Raw genomic sequence first — 16,318 nt, forward strand, 5'->3', positions numbered from 1 at the left:
GAGCGTTCACGGGGGACTCCATGTCTTTGGACGGCAGGATGCCCGTGGCGAGCGAGCCGGGATCGCCTCCTCCCGCCATCGCGGCGCCGGCCGGCGTCCCGGTCCTCGGCGGGGCGGCGTCGGCGATCGCGCTGGCCCTCACCATGTTCGTCGAGGCGGTCGGCTACGGCATGGTCGCGCCGACGCTGCCGTTCCTGGCGCGCACCGCCGGCGCGGGCGAGGCGCAGATCGGCTTCCTGGTCGGGCTCTATGCCGCCGTCGGGCTCCTCGTCGGCATCCCGTTCAGCACGCTCGCCAGCCGCTACGGCCGCCGGGTCCTCGTCCTGATCGGGCTCGGCTGCCTCACCGTGGCGTCGCTCGGCTTCGTGGTGGCGCCGACGTACCTCTGGCTGGTGGTCGCGCGCTTCGCGCAGGGGCTCGGGGCCAGCGCCATCTGGGTCGGGGCCCTGACGATCGCGGCGGACCTCACGCCCGACGCCTCGATGGGACGGTCGCTCGCATGGATCACCGGATCCTGGTCGCTCGGGTTCGTCGTCGGCCCCGCTCTCGGCGGCGTCGGCAGCGTCCGGTTTCCGTTCCTGGCGTACGCCGTCCTGTCGGGCGTGGCCCTGCTCGTCGGCTTCGTCGCGCTGCCCGAGACCGGCCGCCCCGGCGTGCGCACGAGCCTCGCGGGGATCCTCCGCATTCTCAAGTATCCCGCCGTCCTGGGGTCGGCGGTGGCGACCTTCGCCCTGTCGTTCTTCTACGGCGCCTTCGAGGCGTTCATGCCGCTGCTCGCGGACGATCTCCACGTCAAGCGGATCGGCATCGGCTTCCTGTTCGCCATCGCCGGCCTGCCGAGCATCATCCTGCCCCGCGTGACCGGCCAGATCGCCGACCGCATCGGGGACACCCGGCTCATCCTCGGCGGGCTGCTCTACTCCGCGGCGCTCTGCGCCCTCTTCCTGCCGATGGTCGGGGCTCTCCCTCTCTGGGTCGTGTTCTTCCTGTCCGGCCTGGTGGAGGTCCTGATCTACGTCCCCGCCGTCGCCCTCCTGAACCGCGGCATGGACCGGGACGAGCGCGTGTACGCCACGGGATCCCACAGCTACGCCTTCTCCCTCGGCTTCTTCCTCGGTCCGCTCGCCGGTGGAGCCCTGATGCCGCACGGCGGCTATGCGCTCCTCTTCGCCGCGCTCACCGCCGTCATGATCGCCGCCATCGTCTGCCTCTTCCGCCTGCGCGCCCGGATCGAATCGGCCTGAAATTCTTGCCAAGATCGCTCCCGGACGCTAACTTGGTCGGCGTAAGATGGCGAGCGTGAAGGACAACAACCGGAAGAACGATGGCGAGAAGACCGCGGAGACGTCCGTCGCGGTCGAGACGCCGAAGGACGTCACGGCCCCCGAGGCGAAAGAGGCGCCGAAGGAGGCACCCAAAGAGGCGCCGAAGCCTCCCACCCGCTTCCTCTTCATCTCGAAGTTCGCCCTCATCCACGATCTTGCCTGGCAGATCCAGAAGGAAGGCTTCGAGGTGAAGTACCACATCATGTCGAAGGCCGACCGCGATGTCGGCGACGGGTTCGTCGAGAAGGTCGATCGCTGGGAGGACTACAAGGACTGGGCCGACGTCATCGTGTTCGACGACTGCGAGTTCGGCTCCCTGGTCGAGAAGCTGCGCAAGGAGGGGAAGGCGGTCATCGGGGGCAACTCCTACACCGACCGGCTGGAGATGGACCGCGACTTCGGCCAGGAGGAGATGAAGGCGTCCGGCATGACGACCCTGCCGCGCTGGGAATTCACCTCCTTCGACGACGCCATCGCCTTCGTCAAGGAGAACCCCGGCCGCTACGTCGTGAAGCCGAGCGGCCGCGCCCAGAACGAGAAGGTGCTGTCGTTCGTCGGCCAGGAGGAGGACGGCCTCGACGTCCTGTCGATGCTCGAGCATTACAAGAAGGGCTGGGCCTCGAAGATCAAGGTGTTCCAGCTGCAGAAGTTCGCCAACGGGGTCGAGGTGGCGGTCGGCGCCTTCTTCAACGGCACCGACTTCATCATGCCGGTGTTCATCAACTTCGAGCACAAGCGGATGTTCAACGACGAGATCGGCCCGCAGACCGGCGAGATGGGGACCGCCGGCTTCTGGTTCGGCTCCAGCCAGCTGTTCAACCAGACGCTGGCCAAGATGAAGGACCGCCTGGCCGCGGCCGGCTACGCCGGCTACATCGACATCAACTGCATCGTGAACTCGCGCGGCATCTACCCGCTCGAGCTGACCTGCCGCTTCGGCTACCCGACCATCAATCTGCAGATCGAGGGCGTCCTGTCCAAATGGGGCGATTTCCTTCCCGCCGTGGCGCGCGGCGAGCCGTTCAACCTGCGCACCAGCCGCGGCTTCCAGATCTGCGTCGTCATCGCCGTGCCGCCCTTCCCGTTCATCGACCCCGACGCCTTCCGCAAGTTCTCGGAGGACGCCGTCGTCCTGTTCAAGAAGCCGATGGCCGAGGGCCTGCACCCGGGCGACGTGCGCCTCGTCGACGGCGACTGGCGCCTGGCCGGAAACTCCGGCTACGCCATCGTGGTCACCGGATCGGGATCGACGATGGACGATGCCCGCCGCGAGGCCTACAACCGGGTGAAGAACATCATGATCCCCAACATGTTCTACCGCACCGACATCGGCGAGCGATGGATCCGTGAAGGCGACCTCCTGCAGACCTGGGGATACCTCTCCTGAGGACACGCTCCTGACGCTGGGCTTGCCGGCCGGGCCCCCGTATCATTATTAGTAGCACCCTTGACTTCCGTCGGCCGGTCACCATATTGAAATCGCGCCTTCTGGCCGGCCGTGAGGAGCGGATGACTCTTCGCAAGAAGCTGCTGTGGATCTCGGTCTTCTACTTCGCCCAGGGGATGCCGTTCGGCGTCGTCCTCGACGTCCTGCCGGTCTACTTCCGCCAGAACGGCGTGTCGCTGCGCGAGATCGGCATGATGGGCGCGCTCACCCTGCCGTGGACGATCAAGGTGCTGTGGGCCCCGCTCCTGGATCGCTTCGGCGAGCGCCGCACCTGGGTCACCATCTGCTGCCTCGCCATGGCGGTCGCCATGTTCAGCGTGCCGCTCCTCGATCCGTCGAACCCCGACCTCATCCTGTGGATGCTCCTGATCGCCTTCACGGTTTCCTCCGCCACGCAGGACGTCGCCATCGACGCCTTCGCCGTCGGCATCGCGGCCAAGGGGGAAGAGGGGGCGATCAACAGCATCCGCGCCGGGGTGTACCGCGTCGGCGTGCTCCTGTGCGGCGGCGTCACCATGTACCTGGTCGCCCCCCTCGGCTGGACCTGGGTCTTCCTCGGTCTGGCGCTCGCCTTCGTGGTCATGGCGATCGCGGCGCTCATGGCGCCGACCGTCGAGGTCGTCCACCAGCCCCCGCGCGAGTGGGCCAAAGGATTCCTGGCGTTCCTCAGCCGCCCCGGATCGGTCGCCATCTTCGCCTTCGTCCTGCTCTACCGGATGGACTTCGTCGCGGTCGGCCCGATGATCAAGCCGTTCTGGATCGACCGCGGCATGACCCCGGCCGAGATCGGCACCATCTCGACGAACGCCGGCATGGCCCTCGGAATCTTCGGCGCCATCCTGGGCGGCCTGTTCACCTCCCGCTTCGGCATCTTCCACGGGCTGTGGTTCCTCGGCATCAGCCAGGCCCTGCCGAACCTCGGCTACGCGGCGGTCGCCCAGTTCAGCCTCGGGCGCCCGTATCTCTACGCGGTCTCGATGGCCGAGTCGTTCGGCGGCGGGCTCGCCACCGCCGCGTTCCTGTCGTTCCTGATGCGCATCTGCGACAAGCGCCAGGCCGCCACCCAGTACGCTCTATTGACCGCCCTGTACGCCCTTCCGCGTCCCCTCCTCGCCCCCATCGGCGGCCGGGTCGCCGACATCTGGGGCTACCCGACGTTCTTCTTCCTGACCTTCCTGCTGGCGGTGCCGGCCTATGCGCTCCTGCCGTGGGTGTACCGCTGGATCGGCCCGAACGGGCGGCGGCGGCCGGAAGGGGCCGAAGAGCCCGCGGACGCGGTTCCCGACCGGTCCCTCTCGCCGGCCGCGCGCTAGATCCCGCGTCCCCCTCATAGGTCTTGACCCCCCGCCGAACCGGGGTATATTCCCGCTGCACCTTGCACTGAACGTCCCGTAGTCGTGCGCACGAACGCCTGTCTGCTCCAGTCCGTCCGGGGGGAGAACATGCACTCGCGCCATCCGGTGCTCACGGGGATCCTCCTGTCGGCCTGGGCCTGGATGCCCGTCGTAGCGCAGCCGGTCTTCCCGGACCCCGTCCTGACGGTGCCGGTCCCCTCGGACGCGGTGGTGGCGGATTTCGACTTGGACGGGCACCTCGACCTGGCGGCGGCGAGCTTCAGCGACGCGGGAGTCACGGTCTTCCTCGGGCGGGGAGACGGGACCGTGGGCCCGCCACGGATCTTCCCCGCGCTGCCGGGCGCCCTGTCCCTCACGGCGGCCGACCTCAACCACGACGCGCGGCCCGACCTTCTGATCGTCAGCGACCCGGAGGACGGGAGCCACCCGCCGGAGGTCTCCCTGCTGCTCGGGAACGGCGACGGCACGTTCGCTGCGGAAGTCGTGCTGCCCGCGGGATTGTTCCAGCGGGCGGTCGCGGTCGCCGACTTCAACGAAGACGGACATCCGGATCTGACGATCCTCGACGGGTGCTACGCGGCGGGACCCGGGTGCCCCGAGGAGGGGGGAGCGGTGTCGTTCCTGCCCGGCCACGGCGACGGCACGTTCGGCGCCGAGACGCGGTATCGCGCCGGGCACGAGCCGCTGGCGATCGTGACGGCCGATTTCGACGCGGACGGGCACCAGGACCTTCTGGTCGCGAACAGCACGCCGGACGGGGCCGGTGTCCAGGGACCTCTGGCGCTCCTGCGGGGCCGCGGCGACGGCTCGTTCGACGCGGAGGCGCGTGTCGGGGCGCCGTCCGACGTCGCCCGCCTGGCGGCCGTTGGGGATCTCGACCGCGATGGGCTGCCCGACGTGGCCGCCATCGGGGGAGGGAGCTTCGCCAGGATCTTCCTGAACCGGGGCGGCGGGACGTTCGTCGAGAGCAGCCTCCCGACGGGGGGATCGACCACCGACCTGGCGATCGGCGACTTCGATCACGACCTCTACACCGATGTCCTGGTCGCGGGAAGGACGCCGGACAGGATCTCCTTCTTCCCGGGAAACGGCAACGGGACGTTCGGCCTCAGGGTGGTCTCGCTGGCCGGGAACGGCCCCACCTGCCTGGCGCCGGGCGATCTCGGCGGCGATGGCCGGACCGACCTGGTGGTGTGCCGGGCCTCCGCGGATGCCGTGGCTCTCCTGGCAGGGAACGGGAACGGCACGTTCGGAGTTCCCGCCCGCCCGCTCGAGTCCCTGGGTCACTGGGAGACCGCCCTGACCGATTTCAATGGGGACGGCCGCCAGGACCTCATCGTGTCGAACGGGAGCCCAACCTACGATTTGTACGGCGATCTCTCCGTCCTCGACGGCCGCGGCGACGGGACGTTCGGCCCGGAGATCCACATCGCGACGGGACCGGTCCGCGCGCCCCTGCGCGCGGCGGACTTCAATCTCGACGGGGCGGTCGATCTGGCGGTCGGGAACTGGGACACCAGCGAGATCTCGCTGCTGCTGGGACGCGGGGACGGCGGCCACTTTCCGGAGAGGCGCTACGCCATAGGCTTCAATCCGAGCCAGCTGTCCGTGGGGGACCTGGACGGCAACGGCATTCCCGATATCGTGACCGTGAATCAGGGACGGAACTTCCCGCCCCGCCTCCCGAGGGACGTCTCGGTCCTCCTGGGGAGGGGGGACGGGTCGTTCTTCCCCGAGGTGCGGACCAATGCCGTCCCCTTCCCGACGATGTCGGTGATCGCCGATTTCAACCGCGATGGACGGGGCGACCTGGCGATCACCAGCGAGGAATCCCAGGTCGACGGTGTCGACGGCAAGGTCTACATCCTCCTCGGACGCGGTGACGGCCATTTCGATCCGGGTCCCGTTCTGGAATCCGGCGAAGGGGTGTTCGAGGTGGTCGCGGGCGATTTCAATGCCGACGGACATGACGATCTCGCCGCGAACAATCGCGGCGGCCTCGGCGGGGGCGGCTCGCCAGGAGATGTGTCGATCTTCCTCGGCCTCGGGGACGGGAGCTTCGCGACCACCCCGCATGTGCCGACCCCCGGCGCCCCCATCTACCTCGCCACCGCCGATTTCGACCTGGACGGCCGTCTCGACCTGGTCGCCTCCGAGTCGACGGGGGATGCGTCCGTCCTGATGGGGCACGGGGACGGCACCTTCGCTCCTGCGGCGCGCTTCCTGATCAAGGAGGTGCCCGAGGACGTCGCCGCCGCCGATTTGAACGGCGACGGCGCGCCGGACATCGTGGCGCAGGTCGGCAACTCGATCGTCGTCCTGCTCAATCGCACTCCGATCGACCGGGATCAAGACGGACTGGAGGACAGGGATGACAATTGTCCCACGGCTCCCAACCCCGGCCAGGAAGACGCCGACCAGGACGGCGTGGGGGACGCGTGCGACGGCTGCCCGGGCGTGCCCGATCCGTACCAGGAAGATTCCGATCGGGACGGGATCGGGGACGCCTGCGATTCCTGCGTCGATCGGGACGGCGACGGCGCCGGCGATCCGGGATACCCGGGGAACACCTGCCCGACCGACAACTGTCCGCAGGCGGCGAACCCGTCGCAGACCGATTCGGATGGCGACGGGCCGGGCGACGCCTGCGACGACTGCCCGCTGGCGTTCAACCCTTCGCAGGCGGACGCCGACCACGACGGAACGGGGGACACCTGTGATGCCTGCACCGACCGCGACCTGGACGGCTTCGGCGACCCGGGGTTCCCGGCGAGCCTCTGCGCCCCGGACAACTGTCCGGCCGCGGCCAATCCCGCGCAGGAGGACGCCGACGGCGACGGGCTGGGGGATCTCTGCGACGCCTGCACCGACCGGGACGGCGACGGCGTCGGCGATCCCGGCCGCCCCCTCGACACCTGCGGAATCGACAACTGTCCCGCCACGGCCAATCCGGACCAGGCGGACGGCAACCGGGATGGCTCCGGCGACGCCTGCCAGCCGACCCTCGTTCTCGCGGGCGTCCGCGAGGACGGAGGCGAGACGCTCGAGGTCGACCTGCGCGTCTCGGATCCGCAGGGGGACCCGCTGGGCGGCCGGATCGAGATCCTCGCGACACCGAAGGAGATCCGGATCGAGGACCAAGGGCTCGACGCCGCCTGCGCGTCCGGATTCCTCCCGGACGGCGTTCCGGGCCGGGGCATCGGCTACCTGTTCCGCTCCGTGGGCTCGCCGATCCTCTTCGACCTGGATGCCGCTCTCCAGTGCGGCGACGGCTTCGGAGACTTCCTCCTCGGCCTCGGGAGGTGCAGCCAGCCCGGGGTGTTCACCCCGATCCTCTTCATTGCCGATCTACCGCTTCCACTCTCGGTCTGCCTTCGCACATCGAGCGCGGCGACGGGCGGGTTCGACCTGACCGTGCTCGAGCTCGATGAGGACAGCGTCCGTTTCGCCGTGGAGGACCCCGAGCCGATCCTCCTGGTCCCCTTCGGGCCGGGGTTGCCCGCGGCCGTCGATATCTCCACTCTCGTCCCGGGGACCCGCTACCGGCTTGCCGTCACTGTCACGGACGGCACGACGGTGCCGGTTTCGGCGGAAACGGAATTCCTGTTCCAGGCGGAATCGCGCATGGTGTTCCCGTCCCCGAACGCTCCGCCGGTGGCCGCGATTGCGGCGCCGGCCCTGGTCGAGTGCGACGGGCCGGCCGGATCCACGATCTTACTCGACGGCACCGGGTCGACCGACCCCGATCTCCCGGCTGGTGCGGGGGGCATCTCCACCTATCAATGGGTCGAGGACCCCGGCCTGCCGTCCGAGATTGCGCTCGGGACCGGCCCCACGCTGAGTCTCGTCCTGGCGCTCGGGGCCCACTCGATTGGACTGAGGGTCACCGATTCGGAAGGGGCGGTCGGCACGGCGCAGACGGTCGTCCTGGTGCGCGACAGCCTTCCGCCGACGCTCACGCTGGCGGTCGACATCGACGTCCTGTGGCCGCCGAACCACCGGCTCGTCTCCGTGCGCCCGGCCTGGCAGGTGAGCGACCGCTGCGACCCGTCGGCCACGGCACGCCTCGTGTCGGTGACCGCGAGCGAGCCGGACGACGCGCCCGGGGATGGAGACGGCAGGACCACGGGGGACATCGCCGGGGCGGAGGCGGGGACGCCGGACGCCGAGATCCTCCTGCGCGCCGAGCGATCGGGGAGCGGATCGGGCCGGACCTACGACATCACCTTCACGGCCACGGATGCCGCGGGGAACTCGAGATCGGCGCTGGCGATCGTCAGGGTGCCGCACGACCTGGGGGAGGGGCCCGAGCCGCTGCAGGTCGGCGTCGAGCCGGCCGCGACTCAGGAGACGGCCCGCCTCTACTGGAACGCGGTGGCAGGGGCGCTGGGGTACGACCTGATCTCGGGAGACGTCGGGAGCCTCGAGGTGGACGGCGGACGGATCACGCTCGGCGCGGTGCGCGTCCTGGCGCGGCTGACGACGGCGACCTCGTGGGCGGAGATCTCCGGGTCGACCGGCAGCGTCGCCGTCGCGACGCCTGATCGCGGCAAGGCCTTCTTCTATCTCGTCCAGTACCGCGATGGTCACGGGTCGAGCGGCTACGGCACCGAGTCTGTGCCGCTGCCGAGCGAGCCGGCGTCGTGCTCCGGGGGCTGCCCCGGCGAGGACAGCCTTTCGATCGGATCGGGGGCCGACCCACGGCGCCGGTAGGCTGATCCACCGAGGGCCGAGCGAACCGCAGGGCTGCGCTCATGCGCAGCCGTCCGACCGGTCGGTTCGTGTTCCACCCTGTGCGAAGAAGCCCCGAAAAGACGAAGGAAACTCCAGATCCTCGTTGACAGCGGCGCGCTCTGATTGTATCTGGATGATCATCTTGGTTGGGCGGGAGCCACGAATGAATTTGTTCCACCGTTCGGCACGATCCTCCGTACCCTTCGTATCCGTAGTCTGAGCCCGGTTCCGGGACCAGACTCCTCTCCCTCACTCCTTCCAGTCAGAGAGTTGGCGTCATAAAGGGCCGTCACCCCTTGGTCCCCGGAGCAGGGCGGGGCTTTGTTCGGGGCTCGTCAGCGAGCCCGGCGTATTTCTGAGGTGGCGCGTGCTCGAAGGCCAGCGCATCGGATCGGTGGACAGGACGGGACTGATGGCCATCGGCCACCGGGTCGAGAAGGGTGTCGCCACGCTGACCCTCGCGCGCCCGTCCGCCCGGAACGCCCTCACCCTGGAGATGATCGAGGCGCTGCACGCCGAGCTCGATCGGATCGAGGGGGACCCATCGGTCCGGATGGTGGTCCTGAGGGGAGAAGGGGACCATTTCTGCGCCGGCGCCGACATCAAGGAGCTCCTGCGCTCGATCGAGGCCGGGACGCCCCAGGCCGACCACTTCCTGGCGCGCGAGTACGCCCTGGACCTGCGTCTGGCGAAGCTGGCGGTGCCGCTCGTCGTCGTCGCGGACGGCGTCACGATGGGCGGGGGGCTCGGGCTGGCGTTCGGCGGCTACCTGGTCGCGACACCCCGGACCCGGTTCGCCATGCCGGAGTCGCGCATCGGCTTCCTGCCCGACATCGGGGCCACGTACGAGCTGAAGCGGCGGCTCGGTCCCGCCCTGGCTCGCTACTTCTTCTGGACCGCCGACTCGTTCACCGGCGAAGAGGCCCTGCGCTGGGGCTTCGCCGAGGCCCTGGTGGCTCCCGAGGACATCGACGCGCTGCTCGAATCGCTGGGCCGTGCGGCCCGCGGCGAGAACGGCAAGCGGGTCAACGGATCGGCCGGTGCCGTCTTCCTGCACGCGCGCATCGCCGGCGGAGTCCCGGCCCGGCAGGGCCGCTGGACCCAGCGTCCGGCCCGGACGGCGGACGACGCGCGGGTCCGTTTCGCCCGCCGTCACTTCGAACGAACCGCCCCGCCCGACGTTCGGGCGTCCCTGGAGCGCGCCGCCAGGGGGGCCGACGACACCCTGGAGCGCGACTGGGCGCGGGAGACCCTGGCCCAGGTCGCACGGCGCAGCCCGGCGTCCATCTGGGCCTGCGACCTGCTCCTGCAGCTGGACTATGAGGCGATGGCCCGCGAGGCCGCGGAAGGCTCGCCGTCCGGCCGGGAGCGGCTGGGCTACCTGCGCGACGCGCTCGGCCGGTCCGAGGTCGAGGCGGCGTGGCTGGCGGACGAGTTCCGGTCGATGCCGCGCGGCCTCGCCCTGGCGTGCGAGTACCTGTTCGCCACGGCCCTGTTCCGCCACCCCGACTTCGCCGAGGGGGCCCGGGCGTTCCGGGAGAAGCGCGAGCCGGAGTTCCCGTCGGCGGGAGAGCCTCTCGGGATCCACCGGGCGCTCTTCCGGGAGCGCGCCGGCTGGGCCCTGCTGCGCCACGCGGCCCGCCTGGCGCGCGACGCGTTCTGGATCGAGATCGCCCGTCAGGAGCTCGACTGGATGAAGCCGCCGCGGCAGGGGCATGACGACACGGCCTTCCCGTGCGTGCGCTGGTTCGGGGACGGCACGCTGAACGCCAGCGCCGAGGCGCTCGATCGCTGGGTGGAGCGCGGCCGCGGCGCGCAGCCCGCGTTCATCTGGGAGGGGGACCGCATCGACTCGGAGCGCCGGCCACTCGAGCAGCGGACGATCAGCTACGGCGGGCTTCTGCGCGAGGTGCAGCGCTGCGCCGCCGCCCTGCGGGCCCTCGGCCTGCGCAAGGGGGACAGCCTCGTCCTCTACATGCCGAACACCATCGAGACCTACGCCGTGCAGCTCGCGGCGGCGCGCATCGGCGCGGTCTACCACCCGGTCTTCGCCGGCTTCGCCCGTCAGGAGCTGAGCGACCGGCTGCACCTGATGGGGGCACGCGTCCTCGTCACCGTCGACGGCGCCTTCCGCAAGGGGGAGGTCGTCCAGTACAAGCGCGACTACGTCGATCCGGCCCTGCGGGATTTCGTGCCGGTCGATCGGGCGGCCGCGCTGGCCGGCGCGGCCCTGGCGCGCCATGGCGCCGATCCGGACGGCGCCGTCCTGGCCCGGTTCCGCGAGGTCCTGGCCGACACGATCACGGTCGAGAAGAGCAAGGCGCGCGCCCTCCTGGCCCGGGAGCTCCTGGCGCGCCAGGCGTCCGCTGCCGGCCCGAGGCATGGCGAGGGCGAACCGGCAGGCGACGCCCTGCCGGCGGCGATCGACGCCGCGAAGGCCGGCGCGGATCTCGAGGCCCTGCTCCTCTCCGGCGGTGCGGGCGACGCGGCGGCCCCGAGGTTCATCGAACGTCTCGACCGGGCGGCGGCCCGTCTCGATCGGCAGGCGGCGATCGAGTCGGGGGAGATCCTCGCGGAGGAGGAGGCCCTTCCGTCCCGACTTCAGTCGGCCCTGCGCGAGTTCGCGGCCGGTCTCGAACAGGTCCCGAGCGCGGTCCGCACGGTCGTGGTCCTGCGCGGTCTCGAGACCCGGAACGAGGCGGACTGGGTCGCCGGGCGCGACCTCTCCTACGAGGAATTCCTGGAGCGCGCCGGCGCCGCCTCCTCCCAGGCCGAGCCGATGGGCGCCGAGGACCCGCTGTTCGTGATGTTCACCTCCGGAAGCACCGGCAAGCCGAAGGGGGTAGTCCATACGCACGGCGGCTACCTGGCGCGGCTGCCGTTCCTGCTGCGCGTCCTGTTCGGCCTGGGCCGCGATCAGCGGATCCTGACCGTCGCGGACCCGGGCTGGATCACCGGGCAGTCGTTCGCCTGCTGGGGGCCCCTGACCTACGGCATGACCAGCGTCCTGGCGGGATTCGTCCCGGTCGAAGACCGGTTGTGGTCGGCCATCGAGCGGTATCGCGTCCACTTCCTTAAAACCGGCGTGACCGGCATCCGCGCCTCGATGGGGGACGACCCCGGGCACATCCGCGCGCACGACCTGTCGAGCCTGCGGCACCGAAGCGGCGACGCGACGCTGGCCGCCCTGCGGAACGAGATCGAACGGCACGGTCGGGGCCTGCAGCCCGGCCACGCCGGCAGCCGCCGGCGGGTCGCCCTCGCGAGCCTGTCTCGGGGTGTCATCGACGCCCATCAGTCCCTCTGGAAAGGGAATCCCGCCGACTGGCCGGCGATCTTCGAGGAGGCGATCGCCCGGGCGGAAGCCCGGCCGGTCGAGGATCTCCTCGACCCACTCCGGGATCGGGTGCGCGATCTCGCCCGCGACGCGGCGCGCGAGGAGCGGCGGTACACCTCCTGCTCCTGCGCCGAGCCGCTCGACGCCGCCGTGCAGGCCTGGTGGGAGGCGCACATCGGCCCGATGCAGAACTGCTGGTGGCGCACCGAGGACGGCGGCCCGGAGACCGGGGCCGACCCCGCCGCGTTCGCGCAGTCGCCCGACGCCTCGGCGCGCCCCCTTCCGTGGGCCGACCTCGGCGTGTTCGTGATCCGCGACGACGACGGGAACCCGGTTCCGCCGCGGCCGGCGGAGCCGGGCGAGAAGGGGACCGTCTTCGTGCGCCACAACCCCGGCATCGCCCGCGGGACCTGGGCCCGGCCGGCGGACGGCCCCGGCGGAGGCGGCGACTGGCGCGCCGATCCCCGCTTCCGTGAGATCTACCACGCCGACGTGCCCGGCTGGCACAACACCGGCGACGCGGCGGTCGCGAGGCCGGACGGCGCCCTGACCTTTCTCGGCCGGGACGACGAGGTCCTGAACGTCAGCGGCCACCGCGTCGGCACGCAGGAGATCGAAGGGGCCGTGCGCGCGCACGCGGCGGTGGCCAACGTGGCCGCCATCGGCATCCCGGCGGAGATCAAAGGGGACAACCCGGTCCTGTTCGTCACGCTGCGCGCGGGACAGCACGCCACGGGCCTGCTCGACAACCAGCTGCGCGAGGCGGTGTCCGAGGCCAAGGGGAGCCACGTGGCGCCGTCCAGCGATTTCATCTTCTATGTGCCCGGTCTGCCGACCACCAAGAGCGGCAAGATCCTGCGTCGCTTCCTGAAGTACGCCGCCGCTCTCGACCGCGACCTGCTGGGGTCGATCCTGGGTCGCCTGCGGGACGAGCGCCTGCGACAGGGGCTCGCCGCGGGGGACCGTGAGACGCTCCAGGCCCTGTTCCCGCCGCTCCTGCGGCAGGGACGGACGATGCACCTGGGAAGCGTCGCCACCGTCGACCGGATGGGGGTCCTGATCGACGTCCTCCTGTCGGTGGCCAGGCGGCGCGAGCTGGACGTGGACGACATCGCGGCGGCCGGCAGGCTCGACGTCGCGGCCCCCGCGCCGGCACAGGACGCCGCGGCCGGCGGCGAGTCGCCCGCCTGCAGGCCGTTCGAGGCAGCCCCCGGGGAGATCTACGCCCTCGGCCGGACCGACTTCAGGCCCGGCGTCGATCCGCTGCCGCTCGCCCAGGAGGCCTGGGCGATGGTGCGCGACGCCCACGGCCGGCCGGTGCACGGCGAGCCGAAGGAGGCTCTCCGGCTGGTCGTCGAGCCGGCGCCGCGCGATCCGGAGCCGAACGAGGTCATCGTCCAGAACCTGTTCGGAGGCTCGACGCACAACGTCCTGCACGCGCTTCTGGCCGACCCGACCTCGCCGTTCGAGTGGCACCGTCAGCCCTACCACGTGCTCGGCAGCGGCGCCGTCTGCCGCGTCGTGCTGTGCGGGCGGGAGGTCGAGCGGCAGGGGCTGTTCTCCCCCGGACAGCTGGCGATCACCTTCCCCGCGACCTACCGGGCGCTCGATCCGAAGGTCTCGGAGGACGCCATGCACGCCGGCTTCGAGATTCAGGGGTTCGAGACGCCCGGGGGGACCCTGCGCCCGTTCGACCGCCTGCAGGCGACGCAGCTCCTGCCGGTGCCGAAGGGGCTGACGCTCGAGCAGGCGGCGTCGTTCATGCTGAACCTGGTCACCGTCTATCGCGCGCTGACCCGCAAGCTCCAGCTGCATCCCGGCCAGAGGCTTTTGGTCGAAGGGGCGACCGGCGGCACCGGGGCGCACGCCGTCGACATCGGGACGATGCTCGGGGCGCGCGTCACCGGCATCGTCGGCAGTCCCGCCCGCGGCCGGCAGGCTCTCGAGGCGGGGGCCTCGGGGTTCCTCGACCGCAACGAGGCACGGGTGAAGGATCTCTGGAAACCGGTCCCGGACGACCCGACCGGCTGGAGCGACTGGGAGCGGAGCGGGACGCCTCTGCTGGAGGCGCTCCGTGCCGCCAACGACGGGGCGCTGGCCGACGCCGTCGTATCGTTCACCGGCCGGGACGCGTTCGGTCGCCTGGTCCAGATGCTCGCTCCGGGCGGCCGCCTCGTCTTCTTCGGCGCCTTCGGCGGCTACTGCCTGCGGTTCCTCGGCAAGGGGCAGGACCGGCCGGATTTCCCGAGCGGCGCCTCGAGTCCGGTCTCGACCACGCCGCCGGGGGAGATGCTCGAGCGCGCCGGCCTCAGGCCGGGGATGGGGGTCCTGGTCCACTACGGCGCCGGAGCGGCCGCGCCGATCGCCCGTGCGACGGCGGCCCGGGTCGAGGACCCGCTCGGTCTCGCGGCGATCCAGGCGGCGCTCGATCGGAAGGCGCGCGTCGTCGCCCTGACCCACAGCGACGCGCAGAGCGCCTTCATCCACCACGAGCCCTCGGTCGGCCCGCGCCTGCTCGGAACGATCAGCCTGGAGTCGCTGCGGCGCGGATCGCGGTTCGAGTGGCCGGACCGGATGCCCGACTCCGATCGCGACCGGAAGCGCTACGAGCACTATGAGACGTTCACCCTGAAGCCCCTGGCGACCGCGGTCGGTCGTCTGCTGCGCTCCCCCGGAGAGACGCGCGGCCAGCCGGACCTGGTCGTGGCGCGCGGATCCGAGGACACGCTGGCGGCCGACCTGTTCATGGTGCGGCCGTTCACCGGGGCCGTGGTGTACGCCGAGTCGTGCGCCCGCGCCTACACCCTGTACGCCCCGCAGGTCTGGATGCGCCAGCGGCGGATCCTCTTTCCGACCTTCGAGATCCTCGGCACCCACATGGGAAACCCGCAGCAGGGACGCGAGGTGATCGACTGGATTGGCCAGGGGCTCCTGCCGCTCCGCCCGCCGCGGGTGGTCGAGGCACGCGAAGCCCCGGCGGCGTTTCAGGCCATGCACGAGAACGCGGCGGGCGGTCCCTTCGTCGTCCACCTGACGGCCCCCGGCCGGGGCCTGACGACGGAGCGCGAGATCGACGAGAGGAACGGGGCGATCTTCTTCGACGAGAAGTACGTCACCGTTCGCCTCGACGCCCTGCCGGGCCGGCCGGAGCACCTGGCGCGCGTCACCCTGCGCGGCGAGGCCGGCAGGCCGCCGACTCTGGCGCGCGACGCGGTCTACCAGATCGGCGACGCCTTCCGTCGCCTGGCGGGGGACCGCCGCGTCTGCGCGGTCGTCCTGACGGGAGAGGGGAGCGTCGCCTTCCTGGCCGGCCAGGACCTGCGGCAGCTCTACGACGAGGTGCAGGACGCCGGCGCGGCCCTCACCATCGCCCGGGACGCCCAGCGCATCTTCGATGCGATCGAGTCGTTCCCGCGACCGGTCATCGCGGTCGTCAACGGCGTCGCCCTCGGCGGGGGCCACGAGCTGCTCTCCTGCGCCCACTACCGCATCGCGGTGCGCTCGTCTCGCGTCCGCGTCGGGCAGCCGGAGATCGAGCTCGGCATCATCCCCGGGTTCGCGGGCACGCAGCGCCTGACGCGCCTCCTCATCGACCGTCTCGGGATCGAGCGCGGACTCGGGGGGGCCCTGGAGATGATCCTGAACGGCCGGCACTACGACGTCGACGAGGCCCGCGCCCTCGGGCTCTTCGAGGAGGTGGTCGAGGGGAACGCCCTGCAGCGCGCCTGCGCCCTGGCCGGCGAGCACGCGCGCGGCGCGGATCGTCCGCTGGCCGCGGCCCGCGAGGGGCGGCTGCGCGCGCGCCAGGCGTGGCGGCGTCCGGTGGATCTCCCGGACCAGCTCCTCGATGGGGACGTGCGGCTGCGGCATCTCTTGAAGCAGGCGCTCGATCCGGGCATCGGTCGCGGCGTGCCCGCGGTGCGCGCCGTCGAGGCGGTCCTGCATGGATTGCGGCATGGGTTCGAGGCGGGATGCGACAGGGAAGCGCGCCTGTTCGCGTCCCTCGTCGTGGATGAGCGGCACGGCAGGCGGGGCATCAGGAGGTTCCTGGATCGCCGGGAGCCGGCCCCCCTGCCGCCGCCGCGGCCGCGAACGCTCTCAGCCGACGAGGGGAGGTGAC

General features: G+C 71.2%; 5 protein-coding genes. All 5 read left to right on the forward strand.

What is annotated here, in order from left to right:
• The first annotated feature begins 38 nt into the window (after positions 1 to 38).
• The 5 genes from VGV60_13895 (at position 39) to VGV60_13915 (ending at position 16,317) form a co-directional block, all read left to right on the forward strand.
• Positions 39 to 1,244 carry an MFS transporter gene (locus VGV60_13895; GenBank protein ID HEV8702362.1) on the forward strand — a complete coding sequence of 402 codons (1,206 nt, stop codon included), beginning with the start codon at positions 39 to 41 and terminating at the stop codon, positions 1,242 to 1,244.
• Between the two features lie 46 nt (positions 1,245 to 1,290).
• Entirely contained in the window at positions 1,291 to 2,712 is a 1,422-nt protein-coding gene (locus tag VGV60_13900; protein ID HEV8702363.1) for a phosphoribosylglycinamide synthetase C domain-containing protein, read from the forward strand.
• A 122-nt stretch (positions 2,713 to 2,834) separates the two neighbouring features.
• Entirely contained in the window at positions 2,835 to 4,085 is a 1,251-nt protein-coding gene (locus VGV60_13905; GenBank protein HEV8702364.1) for an MFS transporter, read from the forward strand.
• A gap of 129 nt (positions 4,086 to 4,214) precedes the next feature.
• On the forward strand, positions 4,215 to 8,840 hold the full coding sequence (locus VGV60_13910) for an FG-GAP-like repeat-containing protein (protein ID HEV8702365.1): 4,626 nt from the start codon (positions 4,215 to 4,217) through the stop codon (positions 8,838 to 8,840).
• A 388-nt stretch (positions 8,841 to 9,228) separates the two neighbouring features.
• On the forward strand, positions 9,229 to 16,317 hold the full coding sequence (locus VGV60_13915; protein ID HEV8702366.1) for an enoyl-CoA hydratase/isomerase family protein: 7,089 nt from the start codon (positions 9,229 to 9,231) through the stop codon (positions 16,315 to 16,317).
• Position 16,318 lies beyond the last annotated feature (1 nt).

This window comes from Candidatus Polarisedimenticolia bacterium (genome assembly GCA_036001465.1).
In the GTDB taxonomy this organism is placed as follows: Bacteria; Acidobacteriota; Polarisedimenticolia; order Gp22-AA2; family Gp22-AA2; genus Gp22-AA3.

Coding starts and splice junctions, on each gene's coding strand:
- VGV60_13910 (HEV8702365.1), top strand. CDS start 4,215: ATGCACTCGCGCCATCCGGTGCTCACGGGGATCCTCCTGTCGGCCTGG.
- VGV60_13895 (HEV8702362.1), top strand. CDS start 39: ATGCCCGTGGCGAGCGAGCCGGGATCGCCTCCTCCCGCCATCGCGGCG.
- VGV60_13900 (HEV8702363.1), top strand. CDS start 1,291: ATGGCGAGCGTGAAGGACAACAACCGGAAGAACGATGGCGAGAAGACC.
- VGV60_13905 (HEV8702364.1), top strand. CDS start 2,835: ATGACTCTTCGCAAGAAGCTGCTGTGGATCTCGGTCTTCTACTTCGCC.